This window comes from Burkholderia sp. BCC0322, from assembly GCF_902833045.1.
Lineage (GTDB): Bacteria > Pseudomonadota > Gammaproteobacteria > Burkholderiales > Burkholderiaceae > Burkholderia.
Map to the genome: position 1 here is coordinate 106,120 of NZ_CADFDU010000004.1, position 18,275 is coordinate 124,394.

Here is an 18,275-nt window from a genome sequence, read left to right on the forward strand (position 1 = left end):
GTTCGCCTGATCACGTCGCGGCTCGTCATCGGCGACACGTCAATGCCTCGTCGGCATTGGGACGCAGCCACCCACCGACGATTCGCGGAGGTCGCCAACGAATCGGCAGGGCGCCTCTACGGAAATCCGCGAAGACTTCTCTCCGGATCATCGAAATGCAAACAGCACACCGCCCAATGATCCGGCGATGCGCGCACCGCGCCAGCGGCGCCCGCACGCCCGGCATGCCGACTTACTTCAGCGTCCCCGCCACCTTCTTCTGCCTCCACAGGCACAGCAAGTCGCACGCAACATGCGCGGCCGCAATCGCCGTGATGTCCGCGTGGTCGTAAGCCGGCGCGACCTCGACCACGTCCGCGCCGACCAGGTTCACGGCGCCGAGCGCACGCACGATCGCGAGCGCCTGTGCCGACGACAGCCCGCCCGCGACCGGCGTGCCCGTGCCGGGCGCGAACGCCGGATCGAGGCAGTCGATGTCGAAAGTCAGGTACGCCGGCCGAGCGCCCACGATATCGACGATCCGCTCGACCGCCGCGCGCGAGCCATGGTCATGCACCCAGGCCGCATCGAGCCGCTCGATCCCGAGGAAATCATCGTTCCATGTGCGAATCCCGACCTGCACCGACGTCGCCGGGTCGATCAGCCCTTCCTTCACCGCCTTGTAGAACATCGTCCCGTGATTGAGGCTGTCCGGATCGTCGTCGGCCCACGTGTCGCAGTGTGCGTCGAAATGGATCAGCGACAGCGGCTTGCCGTAGCGCTCCGCATGCGCGACCAGCAGCGGATACGTGATGTAGTGGTCGCCGCCGAGCGTCAGCATCTTCGCGCCGGAGCCGAGGATCGTGCGCGCATGCTCGACGATCGCGGGCTTGATCGACAGCGGGTTGTGCGCGTCGAACCAGCAATCGCCGTAGTCGACAGCCGCGAGCTCGTCGAACGGGTTGAAGCCCCACGGATACGGATGAAGCTCCGCGAGCTGGACGCTCGCCGCGCGGATCGCAGCCGGGCCGAGCCGCGCGCCGGAACGGTAGGTCGTCGCGAGGTCGAGCGGCACGCCGGAGATCGCGACGTCGACGCCGTCGAGCTCGCGCGAATAGTTGCGGCGCATGAACGACAGCACGCCCGCATAGGTGTTTTCGATCGACGAGCCGTACGGCGTCGTGCGACGGATCGCGCCGTCGCCGTGGAGAATTTCGGTCATGGTCGGACCTGTTTTCGTGGGGAAACCAGCCCGCCCCGCTTCGCATATGCGCACGGGCCGGGCACGGCATGGATTCATCGGGCACGCACCGGCTTGCGCATCCAGCCGCGCGGCCGAGCGGAACAACGACAGCAACAACCACATCGATAACGGCAATACCGCGGCGATCATAGCAAGCCGAATTGAAGTCGTTGCCCCGGTTCAACCGGGGCAACGCGCCGAAGCTTTCCGCCATCGGCCGCGCCCTCGATTCCTAGAAGGATTCGCCGGTTTTCGCCCGCCCTTTCTTCCGGATAATGGCCAGCAGCCGCGCCCTCGACGGCGCGCCGTCCACCGCAGACAACAACAAACCGGAGACACCCGCCTTGATCGCCACGCTTCCCGCCACCTACCGCCGGCTCTGGCCGCTCGCCATCGTCGCCGCGCTGCTGTACGGGCTGTCGCTCGCCGCCGCGCCCTATCCCGGCCAGGCCGCGGCGAAAGCCGCGATGGGGATCCTGCTGCTCGCGGCAGGCAGCACTTGCGCTGCGCCGCGCGAACGCGCGTGGCTGTGCGCGGCGCTCGTGACGGCCGTGCTCGGCGACGTGCTGCTCGCGCTGCCCGACTGGCCGCTGTCGTTCGTCCTCGGCCTCGGCGCGTTCCTGCTCACGCACCTGTGCTATTGCGCGATCTTCATGCGCTGGCGGGCGCGGCCGCACGGCTGGCGCATCGTCGCGCTCGTCGGGCTGTGGATCGCCGCGCCGGCGTTCTACGCGGCGTTCTTTCCGCACCTCGGCGAGTTGATGGCGCCGGTCGCCGTCTACATGCTCGTGCTGTGCGCGATGGCGAGCTTCTCGCTCATCGCCCGCACGCGCGGCCCGCTGGTGGCCGCCGGCAGCCTGATCTTCGTCGGCTCCGATACGCTGATCGGCGTCGGCCGCTTCCTCGGCGGCTTTCCGGGCATCGATTACCTGATCTGGGGCCTCTATGCGCTCGCGCAGGTCACGATCGTGGCCGGGGTTTTCCATGAGACGGCCGCCCGATCGATCCGTCCCTGATACTGTTTCAAACAGACCGCCGCGCGCCGGCGGCCTCGCCGGCTCCGTCTCTCGCCCTATCGACGGCCGTTTCCGCGCCTTCTGCGATGCGGAAACCGGCCCGTTCCAAACCCCGCTCAGCCTTTTCCCGCCTGGCTTCCGGCCCTTAGAGCGCCGCTTCTAGCCTCTTGCGGTTTCCGGGTTCACCCACTATCGTTACATCAAACAATGTAACATTCAAAAATGAGCCAAATCGGAGACACCCGGATGAATGCTCGCACGTTGCCTTTCGGTCCGCCCGGCCACGACGGCCAGGACGAAACCATCGACATCGCCATCATCGGCACCGGCTTCGCCGGCCTCGGGATGGCGATTCGCCTGCGTCAGACAGGCGTAACCGACTTCGTCGTCCTCGAGAAGGCCGCGTCGGTCGGCGGCACGTGGCGCGACAATCATTACCCCGGGTGTGCATGCGACGTGCAATCGCACGTCTATTCGTTCTCGTTCGCGCCGAACCCGCGCTGGACGCGCATGTTCGCGCCGCAGCCGGAGATTCGTGCCTATCTGGAAGACTGCGTGCAACGCTTCGGGATCGGCGCGCACCTGCGCATGAACCACGAGCTGCAGCGCGCCGAGTACGACGAGGCCGCGCAACGCTGGCGCCTCACGTTCGCGAACGGCAAGCGGCTGTCCGCGCGCGTGCTGGTGTCGGGAATGGGTGGGCTGTCGCGGGCCGCGCTGCCGTCGATTCCCGGCGTCGAGAACTTCAAGGGCCGCGCGTTCCACTCGCAACAGTGGGATCACGACTATGCGCTCGAAGGCAAGCGCGTCGCGGTGATCGGCACCGGGGCGAGCGCGATCCAGTTCGTGCCGCAGATCGCGCCGCGCGTGAAGGCGCTCGCGCTGTTCCAGCGCACACCGCCGTGGATCATGCCGAAGCCCGACCGCAACCTGACCGGGTTCGAGAAGTGGCTGTTCCGCACGCTGCCGTTCACGCAGAAGGTCGTGCGCAGCGGCATCTACTGGATGCTCGAATCGCGCGTGCTCGGCTTCGCGATCCATCCGTCGCTGATGAAGAACGTGCAGAAGCTCGCGCTGCGCCACATCCGCAAGCAGATTCCCGATCCCGAGCTGCGCAAGATCGTCACGCCGAACTACACGCTCGGCTGCAAGCGCGTGCTGATCTCGAACGACTACTACCCGGCGCTGTCGCGCAAGAACGTCGACGTGATCACGACCGGCATCGACCATATCGAAGCCGATGCGGTCGTGACGACCGACGGCAAGCGCCATCAAGTCGACTGCCTGATCTACGGCACCGGCTTCCAGGTGGCCGATCCGTATCCGCGCGGCGCGATCATCGGCCGCGGCGGGCTCGACATCGTCGACGCATGGCGCGACGGCGCGCACGCGTATCTCGGCTCGACGCTGCCCGGCTACCCGAACTTCTTCATGATCGTCGGCCCGAACACGGGCCTCGGCCACAACTCGATGGTGTTCATGATCGAGTCGCAGATCGAGTACATCCTCGGCGCACTGCAGGCGATGCGTCGCGAACGTGCGGATGCGATCGAGGTGCGCCCGCTCGTCGAGGCGCAATTCAACAGCGACCTGCAGGGCAAGCTGAAGAAAGCGATCTGGTCGACGGGCGGCTGCAAGAGCTGGTACCTCGATCCGCGCACCGGCAAGAACACGACGCTGTGGCCGGGCTTCACCTGGCGTTTCCGCCAGGCGACCGCGCACTTCTCGATCGCCGACTACCACGCGTATCGCGCGCCGCAACACGACACGAGCGCGCGGCCCGCCGCCGCGCCCGCCGCTTCCGCTTCGACTTCCACGTCCGCCGAAGCGGCCTGAGCCAGACAAGGAGCAACCGACATGAGAGATTTCGCCAACAAGGTCGCCGCGATCACGGGCGCCGGCTCGGGCATGGGCCGCGCGCTCGCGATCCAGCTCGCGCAGGCCGGCTGCCAGGTATCGCTCGCCGACAAGAACGGCGTCGGCCTCGCCGAAACCGAACGGATCGTCCGCACGATCGCGCCGAACGTGCGCGTGTCGACGCGCGTGCTCGACGTCGGCGACCGCGACGCGATGTTCGCGTGGGCCGACGACACCGCGAAGGAGCACGGCAAGGTCAACCTGATCTTCAACAACGCGGGCGTCGCGCTGTCGAGCACGATCGAAGGGATGGAGTACAGCGACCTCGAGTGGATCGTCAACATCAACTTCTGGGGCGTCGTGCACGGCACGAAGGCGTTCCTGCCGCACCTGAAGGCCTCGGGCGACGGCCACGTGATCAACACGTCGAGCATCTTCGGGATCTTCGCGCAGCCGGGCATGAGCGGCTACAACGCGACCAAGTTCGCGGTGCGCGGCTTCACCGAATCGCTGCGCCAGGAGCTCGACATGATGAAGTGCGGCGTGTCGGCGACCTGCGTGCATCCGGGCGGCATCCGCACGAACATCGCGCAGTCGAGCCGCGTCGCGAAGAACATGGTCGGATTCATCGTCGAGAGCGAACAGCAAGGCAAGGACAGCTTCGAGAAGTTCTTCATCACGACCGCCGACGACGCCGCGCGCACGATCCTCGCCGGCGTGCGCAAGAACAAGCGCCGCGTGCTGATCGGCCGCGATGCGAAGGGTGCGGACTGGATGGCGCGCATCCTGCCGTCCGCGTACCAGGCGCTCGTCGTGCTCGCGACACGCCGCGAGGCTGCGAAGGCCCGCCGCGCCGCGCGCGGCACGCCAGCCGCCGCGCCGCTGCACGCCACCTACAACAACGCAGGTAATCAGGGAGGAGAACAATCATGACGACCCCGAACATGATGCCCGTGCGGCGCGACATCCGTTTCGCGCTGCCGCCCGAACGCGCGAAGGACTGGCACGTGCAGGGCGTGCCGGTCACGCATTTCATGAACGCGCTGTCGCTGCTGTTCCCGGCGGGCGAACGCTTCTTCATGGATTCGGTGCGCAACTACCGCGACCGGATCGAGGATCCCGAACTGAAGAAGCAGGTGCTCGGCTTCATCGGCCAGGAAGCGATGCACACGCGCGAGCACATCGAATACAACGACCTGCTGCAGTCGTCCGGCCTGCCCGCGCACAAGCTCGACAAGCGCCTTTGGACGATCCTCGGCTGGTTCAAGAATGTGCTGCCGCATTCGATGCAGCTCGCGATCACGATCGCGCTCGAGCACTACACGGCGATTCTCGCGAACCAGCTGCTGTCGGGACACGAGCACCGCATCGACGGCTCGGTCGAAGGCTACCAGCAGATGTGGATGTGGCATGCGATGGAAGAAACCGAGCACAAGGCGGTGTCGTACGACGTATGGACCACCGTGATGAAGCCGGGCCTCGGCAGCTACCTGCTGCGCACGGGCACGATGCTGACGACGACCGTGTTCTTCTGGGCCATCGTGTTCGACTTCCACGTGCGCCTGATGCGCGCGCACCGTCGCGAACACGGCAAGTTCGGCGGGATGTGGCGCCTCGTGAAGTACCTGTACAGCCCGAAGCACGGCGTGTTCCCGAGCATTGCGCGCGAATGGCTCGACTACTTCCGCCCGGGCTTCCACCCGTGGGACCACGACAACCACCAGTACCTGCAGGGGCTCGACACGCTGCTCGAGAACATCGACGCAACCAACGCGCGCTACGCCGCGCAAGCCGCCCCGCGCCGCGTGCCGCTGCACCCGGTTCCGCAGGCATGACGCCATGGCGCGCGCCCACGAGATGCTGACCGTCCAGTCCGGCGACGTGAAACTCGCCGTCTACGTAAGCGGGTCGCGTCGCGCGCCGCCGCTGATCCTCGTGCACGGCTACCCCGATTCGGCGGCCGTATGGGCGCCGATCCGCGCGCGGCTCGCGAAGCGCTACCGCGTGATCGCGTACGACGTGCGCGGCGCCGGCGCCTCCGATGCGCCGCGCCGCCGTGCCGACTACACGCTCGAACGGCTCGCCGGTGACCTGAAGGCGGTGGCCGACGCGACCTGCGGCGGCCGGCCGTTCCATCTCGTCGGCCACGACTGGGGCTCGATCCAGTGCTGGGAGGCCGTGACCGACCCCGCGTTCCGCGGCCGGATCGCGTCGTACACGTCGATCTCGGGCCCGTGCCTCGATCACGTGTTCCGCGCGAAGATGCGGCTCAAGCAGAGCCTGAAGTCGTGGTACATCGCGTTCTTCCACCTGCCGCTCGTGCCGTCGCTGGTGTGGCGGCTCGGCGGCGCGGCATTGTGGCCGCGCTGGCTGCAGCTCACCGAACGCGTGCGGGCGGAGCGCGACCCCGTGCAACTGAAGAACGCGCTGAACGGGCTGCAACTGTACCGGGCGAACTTCATCGCACGGGCACGCAAGCCGCGTGAGCGGTACGCGCAGGCGCCCGTGCAGATCCTGGTGCCGGTGCGCGACCGCTACGTGACACCCGAGATGTCGGTCGACCTCGACCGCTGGCTCGGCGACCACGTGCGCGAGGAAATCGACGGCACGCACTGGATCGTGCTGCGCCATCCCGACATGATCGCGTCGCGGATCGACCGCTTCGCGTCCGCGCAGGAGCGGCCGGCGGTCACGAACGCCGCGGTTCAGCGCACCGCCGGCGCCGGCAGGCGCCTGAACAGCGTCTCGTAGTCGACGACGAGCCCGTCGTCGTCGATCTCCATCTCGGCCGTGAAATTCCGGAAGATGCCTTCGTAGCGGTAGCGCCGGCCCGGCTCGATGCATGCGTAGGCCTGCTTGACCGGCGTGACCTTCAGGTCCGGCGTCGAGATATACGCGACGTCGATCGGCCGCCGCTCGCCGCGCGCGAGCCCGAGGCGGCCGATCGGCAGCGAATTCGTGAACGGCGTGGCCGCGATGTCGATGTCGATGCAGCCGTCGAGCTCGGGCAACGCGCGGCCCGCGCCGTCGTGCCAGTGGCCTGCGCCGTCGCCGCGCAATTCGAGCGTGCCGCCGCCCATCACCTTGAGCACCGCGTACGTCACGAGCCAGTGCGCATCGCACTCGACGCGATACGCGAGCCCGTACGCACGGCCGTACCGCTGGCCGACTACCGCGCTTTCGACGACGATCCCGCCGCCGCTCCGGTCGAACGTCAGATGTTCGACCCCGTCGCCCTCGAGCGACGCCCAACGCACTTCGCGCATCGTTCCGCCTCCCGGCTTCCTTGATGCGTGGCATCGTCGCACAAATTCCCGAACGAAGACGCCAACAAACGCGTACTTGTTCCGAAAGGCTGGCGATCGCTCAAATTCGCCGCGGAAACTGACACATTGCCAAAAACGTCAGCGCAGGCCGGCGGGCATCACCACGCCCCAATTCGGGGCGCCGCCCACAAATCCTGACTATCCATGATTCCCTATTCCGGTGCACAGGATTGTGTCCTATGCTCGCGGCTCGTCCTGTTACGCCGCCGACATGCCTATCGCCCGTTCCGCCTCGCCGTCGATCGACCTGCGCATTTTGCTGCGCGGCATCGGGCAGATCGTCCTGCAGGCGAATGCGTTCACCGGCGCGATGCTGCTCGCCGCGCTGGCGCTGACCGACGTGCGGCTCGCCTGCGCGGCGCTGGTCGGTTCGGCCGCCGCCAGCATGACCGCCGTGCTGACGGGCGCCGAGCGCCGCGACGTCGAACAGGGGCTGCACGGCTTCAACGGCGCGCTCGCCGCGCTGATCGCGGTGCTGTTCGTGCCCTATCCGCTCGCCGCACTCGCACTGATGCCGCTGGTCGCAATCGGCGCGGCGCTCGTACAGCGCGCGATGCGCGCGCCGCTCGCTCGCTGGCGCCTGTGCCCGTATTCGAGCCCGTGCCTCGCCGTCACCGCGCTGTGGCTGCCGTTTGTCGCGCTGCAGCAAACAAACGGCGCCACGGTCGGCGCGACACTGGCGCTGTCTTCCATCGCCGACGCGCTGTTCGCGGGCGTCGCGCAGACCACCTTCGCGCAAGGTGCGTGGGCCGGCGCGCTGATCGTCGCCGGCATCGCCTGCGCGTCTCGTCGCGCGGCCGCGTTCGCGCTCGGCGGCGCCATCGTGTCGACCGTGCTGCTGGTCGCGCTCGGTGCCGATCGCGTATCGTTCGCAGGCGGCCTGCTCGGCTTCAACGGCGCACTCGCCGCGCTCGCGCTGATGCCGCGCGGCCCGCGCGCGGCGTTCGCGGCCGCCGCACTCGCCGCGTTGATCCAGTGGCTCGCGACGCAAACGGGCATCCCCGCATTCACGGCCCCGTTCGCGCTCGCGTCGTGGGTCACGGTGGCCGTCGCGCGCCGCTTCACCCTCGGAGAAACCGATGTCGTCATTCGCACACCGTCCTGATGCCGTGAAACCCGGTGGCCCGATCTCCGACGCCGAACGCCGGCTGCGCGTCGACCTCGCCGCCGCGTATCGGCTCGTCGCGCTCAACAGCTGGGACGACCTGATCTACACGCACCTTTCCGCGGCTGTGCCCGGCGAGCCCGGCCACTTCCTGATCAACCCGTTCGGCCTCACGTTCGACGAGGTCCGCGCGTCGAACCTCGTGAAGATCGACCTGGCCGGCAACCGGATCGGCGACAGCGAGCATGCGGTCAACGTGACCGGCTTCGCGCTGCATGCGGCCGTACACGCGGCGCGCGCCGACGCCGTGTGCGTGATGCATCTGCACAATACGGCCGGCATCGCCGTGTCGATCCAGCGCGACGGGCTGTTGCCCGCGTCGCAACACGCGCTGCGGTTTCATGGCGACCTGGCGTACCACGACTACGAGGCGCTCGCGTTCTCGCCGGCCGAAGGCGCGCGGCTGACTTCCAGCCTCGGCACGAAATCCGCGATGCTGTTGCGCAATCACGGCACGCTGACGGTCGGCCGCACGGTCGCCGAAGCCTATGTGCTGATGGATACGCTGATCAAGGCGTGCGACATCCAGGTGCGCGCGCAGGCGGGCGGCGGGCCGCTCGTGCTGCCCGACCCGGCCGTCGCCGACCGCACCGCCGAACAACTGCGCGACGGCGGCGCGATCGAAGGCGAACTGGAATGGCCGGCGCTGCTGCGCCGGCTCGACCGGATCGATCCGACGTATCGCGACTGACGTTGCCGGCGTCCCACCGAATTTCCACCCCAAACCATCGGAGCCTCCAGTCATGCCGACTTTCAATATCCAGTTGTTCGAAGGCCGCACGGTCGAACAGAAGCGCGCATTCGTCGAAGCGATCACGCGCGTCACGTGCGAGACGCTCGGCTGCACGCCGGGCTCGGTCGATATCATCCTGACCGACGTGAAAAAGGAGAACTGGGCGACGGCCGGGAAGCTGTGGAGCGACGAGCGCTGACAGGCATCGCGTCGGCGCCGGCAGAACCTTCCGGGCGGTATGCGCTCGAGCCGCGGTGACACCGGAACCACCGCGCCGCACACACGGCATTCGATGGAGTCTGCATGATCGAAGACAAACACATCGCCACGACGCTGAACGAAATGATCCTGTCGATGGGCATGAAACTGGATCAATCGCTCCATCAGGTCAAAGAGACGTGCCCGCCGCACGAATTCGTCGCCTGTCGTGAATTCGTGTCGCAGGTGTTGACCACAATGCTGGTCGACTTCATGAACCCGCTCTACGCGCCCCCCCCGACCTGAAGCCACCCGAGCTGACTTGACGCTCGCCTGCAATGCCGAGCACACGCGTTGCAGGCTCCCTCCCTTCCTCCCGTTGTGCGTCCGCACATCGCTTTGTCACGCAATCGGCGCATAATGCCGGACAGACGCAGCAGCCAATGGCCACCCGGGAGACCGCCATGGAAGCGAAGAACGAGGAAGTCGTCGCACACCTGCTCTCCGACGTCGTCGAATTCGCGCGCGGGCGCTTGCCCGAAGCCACGTTCCGGAGCGTCGAACCCTTCCTGCGTCATTACTACGATTTCGTCGATGCCGACGATCTGCAGAGCCGCAGCATCGCCGATCTCTACGGCGCCGCGATGGCGCACTGGCAGACCGCCCAGAAATTCGTGCCCGGCAGCGAGCGGCTGCGCGTGTACAACCCGATCCTCGAACAGCACGGCTGGCATTCCGACCACACGGTCATCGAGATCGTCAACGACGACATGCCGTTCCTCGTCGATTCGGTGACGATGGCCGTCAACCGCCTCGGGCTCGCGCTGCATTCGGCGCTGCACCCGGTATTCCGCATCTGGCGCGGTCGCGATGGCGGCATCGAGCGCGTCGATGCGGGCGGCGCGACGCCCGGCGACGGCCAGTCGCAACTCGCGTCGTTCATCCATTTCGAAGTCGATCGCTGCGGCGATGCCGCGCTGCTCAACACGTTGCGCAACGACATCGCGCACGTGCTCGGCGACGTGCGCGCGTCGGTGGAAGATTGGCCGAAGATCGTCGACATCGCGCGCGCGACGATCAAGGACATGAAGGCGCGCGAATCGACCGCGGAAGACATCGAGGCGCGCGCGTTCCTCGAATGGATGGCCGCCGATCACTTCACGTTCCTCGGCCAGCGCGACTACGCGCTCGTGTCGGACGGCACCGGCTTCGGCCTGCGCGGCATCGACGGGACGGGCCTCGGCATCCTGCGCGAATCGCTGCGCACGTCGGGCGCACCCGACGTGACGCCGCTGCCGCCGGCCGCCGCCGACATCATCACCGGCGCCTGGCCGATCTTCCTGACCAAGGCGAACTCGCGCGCGACCGTGCACCGGCCCGGCTATCTCGACTACGTGGGCGTGAAGCTCGTCGGCGCCGACGGCAAGGTCACCGGCGAGCGCCGCTTCATCGGGCTCTACACGTCGACGGCGTATTTCGGCTCGTATGCCGACATTCCGATCGTGCGCCGCAAGTGCGCGAACATCGTGCGGCGTGCAGGCTTCCTGCCGAAGGGGCATCTCGGCAAGTCGCTCGTGACGGTGCTCGAAACCTATCCGCGCGACGAACTGTTCCAGGCCGACGAAGACCAGCTCTACGACATCGCGCTCGGCGTCCTGCGGCTGCAGGAACACCAGCGCACGCGGCTGTTCGTGCGCCGCGACCGCTTCGACCGCTTCGTGTCGTGCCTCGTGTACGTGCCGCGCGACAAGTACAACACCGACCTGCGCCGGCGCATCGCGAAGCTGCTCGTCGATGCCTACAACGGCGTGAACGTCGAATTCACGCCGCTGCTGTCGGAATCGGCGATCGCCCGCATTCATTTCGTCGTGCACGCGGAGCCGGGCACGATGCCCGACGTCGACACGCGCGAACTCGAGACGCGGCTCGTACAGGTGGCGCGCCGCTGGCAGGACGATCTCGCCGACGCGCTGCTCGACGCATTCGGCGAGGAACAAGGCAACCGCTTGCTGCAGCGCTATGCCGATTCGTTCCCGGCCGGCTATCGCGACGACTATCCGGCGCGCACGGCCGTGCGCGACATCGAGCTGATCGAACGCGTGAAGGAGTCGGGCCAGCTCGCGATGAACCTGTACCGGCCGATCGAGGCCGACGCGCGCGCGTTCCGCTTCAAGGTCTATCGCGCGGGCGACCCGATCGCGCTGTCGCGCAGCCTGCCGATGCTCGAGCATCTCGGCGTGCGCGTCGACGAGGAGCGGCCGTACCGGATCCAGACGCAGGACGGCTCGCACGCGTGGGTGCACGACTTCGGGCTCGAGCTCGCCGACGATACCGAGTTCGACATCGAGCGTGTGAAAGGCCTGTTCGAGGATGCGTTCGATCGGATCTGGAGCGGCCGGATCGAGAACGACGACTTCAACCGCCTCGTGCTGCGTGCGCACCTGAGCGCACGCGAAGTGACAATCCTGCGCGCATATGCGAAATACCTGCGGCAAGTCGGCTCGACGTTCAGCGACGCCTACATCGAGCGCGCGCTGACCGGCAATCCGGCGATCGCGCGGCAGTTCGTCGAGCTGTTCCTGCTGCGTTTCGACCCGGCCACCGGCGACACGCGCGACGTGCAGGCCGAGCGGCTGCTGAAGGCGATCGAAACCGCGCTCGACCAGGTGCCGAATCTCGACGAGGACCGCATCCTGCGCCAGTTCCTCGGCGTGATCAACGCGACCGAGCGCACGAACTACTTCCTGCGCGACGCGAACGGCGAATCGAAACCGTACCTGTCGTTCAAGTTCAATCCGGCGAAAGTACCGGGCCTGCCCGAACCGAAGCCGATGTTCGAGATCTGGGTGTATTCGCCGCGTGTCGAGGGCGTGCACCTGCGCGGCGGGCGCGTCGCGCGCGGCGGCCTGCGCTGGTCGGACCGCCGCGAGGATTTCCGCACCGAGGTGCTCGGGCTGATGAAGGCGCAGATGGTGAAGAACGTCGTGATCGTGCCGGTCGGCTCGAAAGGCGGCTTCGTCGTGAAGAACCCGCCGCCGCCGAGCGATCGCGAGGCGTGGATGCGCGAAGGCATCGCGTGCTACCAGACCTTCCTGCGCGGCCTGCTCGACCTGACCGACAACCTGGTCGGCAACGCGATCGTGCCGCCGCCCGACGTCGTGCGCCACGACCCCGACGATCCGTATCTGGTCGTCGCCGCCGACAAGGGCACGGCCACCTTCTCCGACTACGCGAACGCGATCTCGCACGAATACGGCTTCTGGCTCGACGACGCGTTCGCGTCCGGCGGCTCGGTCGGCTACGACCATAAAAAGATGGCGATCACCGCGCGCGGCGCGTGGGAATCGGTGAAGCGGCACTTCCGCGAGATGGGCATCGATACGCAGACGACCGATTTCACGGTGGTCGGCGTCGGCGACATGTCGGGCGACGTGTTCGGCAACGGGATGCTGCTGTCGCCGCATATCCGGCTCGTCGCCGCGTTCGATCACCGGCACGTGTTCCTCGACCCGAACCCCGATCCGGCGATCAGCTTCGCGGAGCGCCAGCGCATGTTCGCGCTCGAACGGTCGAGCTGGGCCGACTACGATCCCGCCGCGATTTCGGCAGGCGGCGGTGTGTATCCGCGCACCGCGAAGACGATCCCGCTGTCGCCGGCCGTGCAGGCCGCGCTCGGCATCGACGCACATGCGCTGCCGCCGGCCGAGCTGATCCGCGCGATCCTGCAGGCACCGGTCGACCTGCTGTACAACGGCGGCATCGGCACCTACGTGAAGGCCACGCACGAAACTCACCAGCAGGTTGGCGACCGCGCGAATGACGCGGTGCGCGTGAACGGCGCGGAGCTGCGCTGCAAGGTGGTCGGCGAAGGCGGCAACCTCGGCTGCACGCAGTTCGGCCGCATCGAGTTCGCGCAGCGCGGCGGCCGCATCAACACCGATGCGATCGACAACTCGGCCGGCGTCGATTGTTCGGATCACGAAGTCAACATCAAGATCCTGCTCGGGCTCGTCGTGTCCGACGGCGAGATGACCGAGAAACAGCGCAACGCGCTGCTCGCGGAGATGACCGACGAAGTCGGGCTGCTCGTGCTGCGCGACAACTACTACCAGACGCAGGCACTGTCGATCGCCGGCCGCTATGCGGTCGAGCTGCTCGACGCCGAGGCGCGCCTGATGCGCTGGCTCGAACGCGCGGGCCGCCTGAATCGCGTGATCGAATTCCTGCCGACCGACGATGAAGTCGCGGAACGGCAGGCCGCGAAGCTCGGCCTCACGTCGCCGGAACGCGCGGTGCTGCTCGCGTACAGCAAGATGTGGCTGTACGACGCGCTGCTCGAATCCGACGTGCCGGAAGATCCGCTCGTCGCCGCGATGCTCGTCGACTACTTCCCGAAGCCGCTGCAGCAACGCTTCAGCGAACCGATGCTCCGCCATCCGCTGCGCCGCGAGATCCTCGCGACGCACCTGACCAACGCGCTCGTGAACCGCGTCGGCTGCGCGTTCGTGCACCGGCTGATGGAGGAAACCGACGCGAAGCCCGGCGACATCGTGCGCGCGTGCATCATGGCGCGCGACGTGTTCGACCTCGATGCGGTGTGGCGCGATATCGACGCGCTCGACAACCGCGTGGCCGACGACGTGCAGGCGCGCATGTTCGTCGACGTCGCGCGGCTGCTGGAGCGCGCGGCGCTGTGGTTCCTGCGGCACCTGCAATCCGGCGCGGTGGCCGATGGTGGCGTCGCCGAGCTGATCGCGCGCTGCCGCGACGCGGCGCAGCGGCTTGCGCCGCAACTGCCGTCGCTGCTGCCGGCCGACGATCTCGAAGCGCTGTCCGAGCGGCAGCGCGTGCTGGTCGAAGCCGGGGTCGACAGCGCGCTCGCGGTGCGCGTCGCGAGCGGCGACATCTCGGCCGCGCTGCTCGACATCGCCGAAGTGGCCGCGACCAGCAACCGCAGCCTCGAACTCGTCGCGGGGGTCTATTTTTCGCTCGGCACGCTGCTCAATTACAGCTGGATCGGCGAACGGGCGGCAACGCTGCCGACGCCGACGCACTGGGACATGCTGGCGCGCGCGGCCGCGCTCGCGGAAGTCGCGCGCCTCAAGCGCACGCTCGCGACGAGCGCACTCGCGGAGTCGCCCGATTCGACCACGCCGGAAACGATCGTCGGCGCGTGGCGCGCGCGCCGCGAAGCCGCACTTGCGCGCTACGAGCACCTGCTCGCGGACCTGCGCGCATCGGGTGGCGCGAGCCTCGCGGTGCTGCTCGTGATCGTGCGGGAAATGGCCGTGCTCGAACGGGCGTGATGGTCGCGATGGCCGCGACGGCTCAGACCGTCGCGACCAGCAGCTCTTCCGCGTTGTTCGGCGGCCGCAGGCCGTCGGTGCGATCGGCGAAGTAACGGCGCGTCAGATCGGCGGCCGATACGTGCGCGGCGTGCGCGAAGCCTGCCTCGCGCGCGAGCGCCTGGATCTGCGCCGGCATGAAGAAGCTGATGAACGGCGTGCCGCTTGCCCGCGCGCCCTTCGCGGCCATTTCCAGCCCGGGGCGCACATCCGGATCCGCATGCTCCAGCGGCAGCAGGAACGTCATCGCAAGCGTCGAGCCCGGCGCGAGCGACGCAGCTTCGCGCAACGCGGCCGCATTCGCTTCGTGAGTCAGGTACATGCTGACGCCGGTGGACACCACGACCGCCGGCTTGCCGGCATCGAAGCCCGCACCGACGAGCGCCGCGCGCCACGACTGCTTCGCCTCGAAATCGACCGGCACGAAACGCAGCCAGTCGGGCACGCCGAAACCGAGCTCGACCAGGCGGCGCTGCTTCCAGGCCTGCGGCGCGGGCGGGTCGACCTCGAAGACGGTCACGCGCGACGCCATGTCGGGCCGGCGCTGCACGAAGCTGTCGAGGCCCGCGCCGAGGATCACGTACTGGCTCACGCCGCGCGCGGCCTGCTCGACCACCAGATCCTCGATGAAACGCGCCCGCGCGACGATCGACGCACGAAACGGCCGCGTGAACTGCGGATCCATGTCGCCGCGCTGCTGCCAGCCGGGTTCCGGCGCGAGCAGTTGCAGGCCGACTTCGTCAGCGAGCACCGGCGGCGGCGCGTCGAGTTCGACGTGCAATGCGCGCCACAGCGCGACACGCGCGGCCGTGCTGTCGGGGGCGCTTTCGCGGGGTTCGGTCATCGCCGCCTCACGCGCCCTGCTTGCCCGGCGCCTGCAGGCGCCATACACGGCCGTCCGGATCGCGCACGGTCATGTCGCGCGTGCCCCAGTGGGTGTCCTCGAACGGCGTGACGACGTCGACGATCGGCTGCGGCTGCACGGCCTGTTCATCCGGCACCTTGAGCACGACCTGCAGGTCCGGCGTCTCGCCCGGCGGCACTTCCGCGATGAACAGAAAGGGGCCGTCGCCGCTGCGCAGCTGGCCCGAGTTGTGATCGGTTTCGAACGCCAGCGTGAAGCCCAGCGCCTGGAAGAACTTTGCCGACTTGCCCCAGTTGTGCGTCGTCAGGTACACGGCTTCGATGCGCTCGGATGACATGTCACTCCTCCTTGGTGGACGGCCCCGCGCCCGGCGGCGGCGCGGCCAGGTACGCGCGCAATGCGTCGGCCACCAGCGCGGACAGCGATTGCTCCGTTTCGATGGCGCGATGCTTGACCTGCCGGATCAGGCTGAGCGGCAGGTAAACGTTGAACTGCTTGACTTCTTCTTCGGTCATGATGGCTAGTATGCTAGCAATCTAGCAAAAGTCAACCGCAAGCGCGGCCCGTCTGTGCGGGCCGCCCTGGGCTGTCGTGGATCCGGGTTACGTCGCGCTGCGCGCCGCCAGCCGCGCGAACAGCGCGTCGAGATCGAATCCCGTCGTGTCGACGCCGATCGTGTCGCGCAGGCATGCGCCCCAGGCGGCCGCATCGTCGAACGTGACGGCGCGCCCGACGCCCGCCGCGTCGCGAATCGTCAGCGTGGTGTTGCGCAGCGCGGCACGGCCGTCAGGCAGCACGCGGCAGGCGATCAGGTTATGCAGGAAGATCGATTCGGGATACGTCGACGTGAACCAGTTCGCGGCGTCGTAATCGATCCACTCGACCCGCTTCGGCTGGAAGCGATAGGTGGTCTGCCAGCCGTCGGGCGTCTCGATCTGCATGTCGAATTCGCCGTCGACCGGCGCGGCGACGACACGGAACACGCCGTGCGGCGTCAGCTGACGCTCGTCCGGCACGAAACGCAGCGGCGCGGTGAGCGTCGCGCTGCCGAAGCCGATGTCGGCGAGCCAGGCCGCGCCCTCGAGATCGATGTGCAGCAGCATGTGCGTATGCGCGGTGGCGACTTCCGGCGGCTGCATCCAGCGCACGCGCGCGATCATCGGCGTCACGCGAAAGCCGATCGTCGTGAGCGCCGCATGGAACAGCTTGTTGAGTTCGAAGCAGTAGCCGCCGCGGCGATGCGCGAGCACCTTGTCGACGATCGACGGCAGGTCGAGCGCGACGCGCGCACCGGTCAGCGGATTGAGGTTTTCGAACGGAATCGCCTGAGGGTGCAGCAGATGCAGCTGGCGCAGCACGTCGAGGGTCGGCTCGACCGGGCCGTCGTAGCCGATGCGGGAGAAATAGCGCGAGAGGTCAAACGAGTCTGTCATGAACCTGCACCGAAAAAGGGACACGCCACGATAACATCGCGCGAAATCCCCATGTTGTGCGGGGCCATCTTTGCGTCGCGTGCAATGCCGGCACCGCATCGCGCGCGGCCCCGCGCAACGTTACGGCAGCAGCTTCAGCGCGGACGATGCAACTGTCGGCACCGAAATGCCTTGGCTCGTCGCGAACTGCACGGCCTGGCCGAGCGTCGTCGCGAGCGACTGCAACTGGCCCGGCGCGGTTTGCGCGATATACGACGCCGCCTGCATGTTCTGCGGATTCAGGCCCGACTGCAACAGCGATGCCGCGCTCGTCGAGCCGAGATTGCCGAGCCCCGACTGCAGTTGCGAATACTGCGAGAGCCCCTGCCCGAGCGACGCGAGGCCGTTGCTGAACGCCTGCTTGTCGATCGGCCCGTGCGTCGCGCCGCCGCTCGCGAATGCCTGGCCGAGCGCCTGCGACACCGATTGCTGCGCGCCGCCCATCTGCGACAACGCAGCTGGCGTCAGCGCATCGCCGCCCGCCAGCTGGCTTGCGGCCTGCTGCGCCTGCCCGGCCGCGCCGGTGAGCCCCATCGCCGACGCGAGCGAAGACTGGCCGGTCAGCACCTGCTGGTTCGCGCCGACATAGGCCTGCAGCAGTTGCGCGACACCGCCCTGCGCGGGCGCCGCCTGCTGCTGCCCGCCGCCGAGCAGCGATGCGCCGATCGACTGCAGGTCGAGCTGGGCATGCGCGGCACCGCTTGCCAGGATGCCGAGCGCGATGCCTGCCGAGGCCAGGTGCCGGCCCGTCGCGCGAATCTGCTTCATGTGTTTTCCTCGTGCCGGAATGGTTGAGGTCGATATTGTCGAAGCGCGCCGCGCGCCGCCGCAACGACTGAAACACATCGAAACGAAATCACGCCGTGCTACCGCTTGCAATTCCGCGGCCACGGTACGTGCTCATGGGGATTCGTCCGCGTTTGCCGGGCGATTTCCTGGCGTGTGCCGCAATTCGTTCTCGCACCGCATCAATCGATGACGACGGTTGTCGGCTTTCGCAAGCGATGCCGGAGGTGGCTCGCCAGCCATCCCGCGTGCCGCGCTGCACTTCGAACGCTCCGTCGACCGAACCAGCG

At 67.7% G+C, this 18,275-nt stretch carries 16 protein-coding genes and 1 pseudogene; 10 read left to right on the top strand and 7 right to left on the bottom strand.

All coding sequences use genetic code 11. From position 1 onward, the window contains the following. Window positions 1–232: 232 nt before the first annotated feature. On the bottom strand, window positions 233–1,201 hold the full coding sequence (gene speB / locus HWX39_RS13685; protein ID WP_175968612.1) for an agmatinase: 969 nt from the start codon (window positions 1,199–1,201) through the stop codon (window positions 233–235). A 365-nt stretch (window positions 1,202–1,566) separates the two neighbouring features. On the opposite strand from speB, the gene HWX39_RS13690 reads away from it, so the two are divergent. The 5 genes from HWX39_RS13690 (at window position 1,567) to HWX39_RS13710 (ending at window position 6,846) form a co-directional block, all read left to right on the top strand. Then, window positions 1,567–2,238, top strand: a complete 672-nt coding sequence (locus tag HWX39_RS13690) for a lysoplasmalogenase (protein ID WP_175968613.1) — start codon at window positions 1,567–1,569, stop codon at window positions 2,236–2,238. Window positions 2,239–2,484: 246 nt separating this feature from the next. Beyond that, a complete protein-coding gene (locus tag HWX39_RS13695; protein ID WP_175968614.1) occupies window positions 2,485–4,074 on the top strand; it encodes an NAD(P)/FAD-dependent oxidoreductase in 1,590 nt (529 codons plus the stop codon). A 21-nt stretch (window positions 4,075–4,095) separates the two neighbouring features. Further along, on the top strand, window positions 4,096–5,028 hold the full coding sequence (locus HWX39_RS13700; RefSeq protein WP_175968615.1) for an SDR family oxidoreductase: 933 nt from the start codon (window positions 4,096–4,098) through the stop codon (window positions 5,026–5,028). Further along, window positions 5,025–5,930 (top strand): metal-dependent hydrolase, encoded by a 906-nt coding sequence (locus HWX39_RS13705; protein WP_175968616.1) that lies wholly within the window; start codon window positions 5,025–5,027, stop codon window positions 5,928–5,930. Before HWX39_RS13700 ends, HWX39_RS13705 begins: the two co-directional genes overlap by 4 nt. A 4-nt stretch (window positions 5,931–5,934) precedes the next feature. Beyond that, window positions 5,935–6,846, top strand: a complete 912-nt coding sequence (locus tag HWX39_RS13710) for an alpha/beta fold hydrolase (RefSeq protein ID WP_175968617.1) — start codon at window positions 5,935–5,937, stop codon at window positions 6,844–6,846. On the opposite strand, the gene HWX39_RS13715 is transcribed toward HWX39_RS13710, so the two are convergent. Beyond that, window positions 6,801–7,361, bottom strand: coding sequence for a putative glycolipid-binding domain-containing protein (locus tag HWX39_RS13715; RefSeq protein WP_175968618.1), 561 nt, complete (start codon window positions 7,359–7,361; stop codon window positions 6,801–6,803). The two genes, HWX39_RS13710 and HWX39_RS13715, sit on opposite strands and share 46 nt — an antisense overlap. A gap of 271 nt (window positions 7,362–7,632) precedes the next feature. Between HWX39_RS13715 and HWX39_RS13720 the strand changes: the two genes are divergently transcribed. From HWX39_RS13720 to HWX39_RS13740, 5 genes and pseudogenes are all read left to right on the top strand, one after another. Continuing rightward, window positions 7,633–8,526 carry an urea transporter gene (locus HWX39_RS13720; protein ID WP_175968619.1) on the top strand — a complete coding sequence of 298 codons (894 nt, stop codon included), beginning with the start codon at window positions 7,633–7,635 and terminating at the stop codon, window positions 8,524–8,526. Then, entirely contained in the window at window positions 8,501–9,277 is a 777-nt protein-coding gene (locus HWX39_RS13725; protein WP_175968620.1) for a class II aldolase/adducin family protein, read from the top strand. Before HWX39_RS13720 ends, HWX39_RS13725 begins: the two co-directional genes overlap by 26 nt. A gap of 52 nt (window positions 9,278–9,329) precedes the next feature. After that, window positions 9,330–9,518: a 4-oxalocrotonate tautomerase gene (locus HWX39_RS13730; protein WP_059500251.1), complete on the top strand. Its 189-nt coding sequence runs from the start codon at window positions 9,330–9,332 to the stop codon at window positions 9,516–9,518. Window positions 9,519–9,622: 104 nt separating this feature from the next. Further along, a pseudogene (locus tag HWX39_RS13735) lies at window positions 9,623–9,843 on the top strand (hypothetical protein). Between the two features lie 138 nt (window positions 9,844–9,981). Then, on the top strand, window positions 9,982–14,823 hold the full coding sequence (locus tag HWX39_RS13740; protein ID WP_175968621.1) for an NAD-glutamate dehydrogenase: 4,842 nt from the start codon (window positions 9,982–9,984) through the stop codon (window positions 14,821–14,823). Between the two features lie 22 nt (window positions 14,824–14,845). Here the strand turns inward: HWX39_RS13740 and HWX39_RS13745 are convergent, their stop codons facing one another. The 5 genes from HWX39_RS13745 to HWX39_RS13765 all read right to left on the bottom strand — a co-directional run bounded on the left by HWX39_RS13745 (window position 14,846) and on the right by HWX39_RS13765 (window position 17,967). Next, window positions 14,846–15,706, bottom strand: a complete 861-nt coding sequence (locus HWX39_RS13745; protein WP_175968622.1) for a class I SAM-dependent methyltransferase — start codon at window positions 15,704–15,706, stop codon at window positions 14,846–14,848. 7 nt (window positions 15,707–15,713) lie between these two features. Then, window positions 15,714–16,064, bottom strand: coding sequence for a VOC family protein (locus HWX39_RS13750; protein ID WP_175968623.1), 351 nt, complete (start codon window positions 16,062–16,064; stop codon window positions 15,714–15,716). Between the two features lies 1 nt (window position 16,065). After that, window positions 16,066–16,242 carry a ribbon-helix-helix domain-containing protein gene (locus HWX39_RS13755; protein WP_175968624.1) on the bottom strand — a complete coding sequence of 59 codons (177 nt, stop codon included), beginning with the start codon at window positions 16,240–16,242 and terminating at the stop codon, window positions 16,066–16,068. Between the two features lie 87 nt (window positions 16,243–16,329). Next, the gene (locus HWX39_RS13760; RefSeq protein WP_175968625.1) at window positions 16,330–17,160 is read right to left on the bottom strand and encodes an arylamine N-acetyltransferase; all 831 of its coding nucleotides are present in this window, start codon (window positions 17,158–17,160) and stop codon (window positions 16,330–16,332) included. A 120-nt stretch (window positions 17,161–17,280) separates the two neighbouring features. Beyond that, complete coding sequence (locus tag HWX39_RS13765) at window positions 17,281–17,967, bottom strand: hypothetical protein (protein ID WP_175968626.1); 687 nt, start codon at window positions 17,965–17,967, stop codon at window positions 17,281–17,283. Window positions 17,968–18,275: the final 308 nt, after the last annotated feature.